The sequence below is a fragment of the Microcystis sp. LEGE 08355 genome, from assembly GCF_015207185.1.
GTDB lineage: Bacteria > Cyanobacteriota > Cyanobacteriia > Cyanobacteriales > Microcystaceae > Microcystis > Microcystis panniformis.
On record NZ_JADEXI010000729.1, the window covers coordinates 1 to 2,026 of the forward strand.

The 2,026-nt window shown below is 45.6% G+C and carries 2 protein-coding genes; both read right to left on the bottom strand.

Annotation, left to right across the window (positions count from 1 at the left end; all coding sequences use genetic code 11):
- Positions 1 to 181: 181 nt before the first annotated feature.
- Positions 182 to 1,507 carry a carboxyl-terminal processing protease CtpB gene (gene ctpB / locus IQ242_RS23415; protein WP_346304791.1) on the bottom strand — a complete coding sequence of 442 codons (1,326 nt, stop codon included), beginning with the start codon at positions 1,505 to 1,507 and terminating at the stop codon, positions 182 to 184.
- 142 nt (positions 1,508 to 1,649) lie between these two features.
- Positions 1,650 to 2,026, bottom strand: a 377-nt coding sequence (locus tag IQ242_RS23420; protein WP_193961605.1) for an NUDIX domain-containing protein, incomplete at its 5' end; no start/stop codon positions are given.

Consider the following 2,026-nt stretch of genomic DNA (forward strand, 5'->3'; position numbering starts at 1 on the left):
ACCCTACACCCTGCCCCTAGGAAAAACTTTTTCAGCAGACCCTAAGTAGAGAGGCACAATTATTTGTAGAATGGGTTGGCGGTAGTGTAAACTATGCGGGCGTTGGGTTTCATGCTTCAACCCAACCTACGTTCATCTTATATTTAATTCCACCCACCTACTTAGACATTATTGAGGACAATTATTCGGCCCGACTACTCAAAGGGTTATTGAGATTGCCAGTGCCGGGACGTTTGACACTATGGGATTGTAGGAGTGAGATCGCCTGTTGATACTGGGGATCATCCTTAGTTCCCAGCAAAGAAGGATCATCGCGGAAGCGCAGCTGTTGTTCTTGGGTTAACTCGATCTGCACATCGGGTTTAATGCCTTTTTTGTAGATATTTTCGCCGTTGGGGGGATAATAACGGGCAATTGTCACCGCTAAACCGGAACCGTCGGAGAGGGTGTGTACCGATTGGACGGTACTCTTGCCATAAGTCGATGTACCTACTAAAGTCGCCCGGCCATTTTCTTTTAGCGCTCCGGCGAGGATTTCGCTGGCACTCGCTGAACCTTTATTAACCAAGACTACTAGGGGTAAATCGGTAATAGCGGTGTTATTGGCGATAAATTGACGATCTCCGCCCCGTCGATCGATGGTGCTAACGATTTTGCCCTGTTTCATCCACATACGAGCGATATCGACACTAGCAAATAGTAACCCGCCGGGGTTGCCCCGCAGATCGAGAACATAGCCAGATATCTGTTGTTGACTTAATTCCTCGATCGCCTGTTTCATTTGTTCGGCTGCGTGGGAACTAAATTCATCCAGTTTAATATAACCAACTTTCACCCCACCTTCCTGTTTAAGGGTATAGCTAACGGAGGGGATTTCGATATCTACCCGGGTCAAAGTCACTTCAAATACCCCTTGATCGGGACGGGCAAGCTGTAAACTAACGCTAGTACCCACTTCTCCCTGTAGTGCCTCCATTGCCTGTTCTAAGGTCATTAAAGCGGTGGGTTTGCCATTAATTCTGATCAGGCGATCGCCGCTTTTCACTCCCGCTTCCTTGGCGGGGGATTTTTTCACCGTATCGACAACAACCAGATCGCTAGTGCGTTTATCGAGAGCTAAACGTACCCCAATTCCCGATAATTCTCCGGAAGTTTGACTGGTGAGGACAGAAAATTCCCTAGGGGTTAAAAAACGGGTATAAGTATCACCCAATTCCTTTAAAGTTTCCCGAATTGCCGTGTAAGCTTGTTGGGAATTGGTATAATTTCTGCTTAACAATTCTTGACGTTTTTTTTGCCAGTCAATTTGATGAAAACCACGATCTACAAATTCATTATTAACAATTTGCCAAACCTGGTCGATGACTGCTTTCGGGTTATCTTCTAAGGGTTTTTCCCCTTTGGCTGCGGGGGTGAGGACCATCAGGGAACTAACTGCTAGGGTAGCGATCGCACCTCCAGATAGGAGTTTCTGCACGGAAACGAACGAGGGACGCGACTGGTTCATAAAGACAAAGCCAAAATAAGATTGACGTTTCAATAAAGCCATTCAAAAAGCGGGAGCATTTTGCCTTCGAGGGAGGTGAGAAGCAGTGTTAACTACGACTTCCGTATAGATAAGGGAGTTCCTTGTCTGGCTCTAACATCCACTATAATTCTAGTTCTATAAAATCGAGCAATATCTGGCGATGAATTTTTCCTAAAGGACGAGTCTGATTAATCTTCTGGGAATAGTATTCCCCTTGACGGATGGCAGCCGGAGGTAATAATGCTAAATCTTGCCCTTCTGTTTGCACTAATTTTTCTAATGCCACGGTCAGGGGTACATGATAAAGATAACGAGAGAGATTATCATCGTTATAAGAGCGAAAATAGCGTAAACTAGGGGCTTCGTAGTTAATTTCTTCTTTTAACTCTCGTTTTAACCCTATTTCTGGACTTTCACCCGCTTCCAAGTGACCACCAAATAAACCCCACACCCCCGGATAGAGAATCGTCGGGATGTCGTCGCGCAACTGCATTAAAA

Bases quoted from the DNA above. Each gene is read 5' to 3' on its own strand.
- ctpB (WP_346304791.1), bottom strand. From the start codon at position 1,507: ATGAACCAGTCGCGTCCCTCGTTCGTTTCCGTGCAGAAACTCCTATCT.